Genomic DNA, 230 nt, shown 5'->3' with positions numbered 1-230 from the left:
CCTGCAAAGCCTCTGTTCGCGCCTGGGGATCGCCACCGGCCGCGACCTCGCGCAGCTCTCCCGGGAGCGCTACCGCCCTGGCGTGGCGCGTGGCCAATGGCTGCTGGCGGAACTGTCGATCGTCGCCACCGACCTTGCCGAGGTGCTCGGCGCGGCGCTGGCCTTCCACCTGCTGCTGGGCGTCTCGATTACCACCGGGGTGGTCCTCACCGCCTTCGATACCCTGATCG

General features: G+C 70.4%; 1 protein-coding gene. It reads left to right on the top strand.

Features of this window, described 5'->3' with window-relative positions; genetic code table 11:
* Positions 1-230 (top strand): divalent metal cation transporter (locus tag ACLJNW_RS29095; protein WP_410962151.1); only part of this gene is annotated, 230 nt, incomplete at both ends.

This window comes from Salmonella sp. SAL4457, assembly GCF_046548235.1.
Taxonomy (GTDB): Bacteria; Pseudomonadota; Gammaproteobacteria; order Enterobacterales; family Enterobacteriaceae; genus Salmonella; species Salmonella enterica.
The sequence above is the reverse complement of the archived record's forward strand: the minus strand, read 5'-3'. Positions and strand labels throughout refer to the sequence as shown.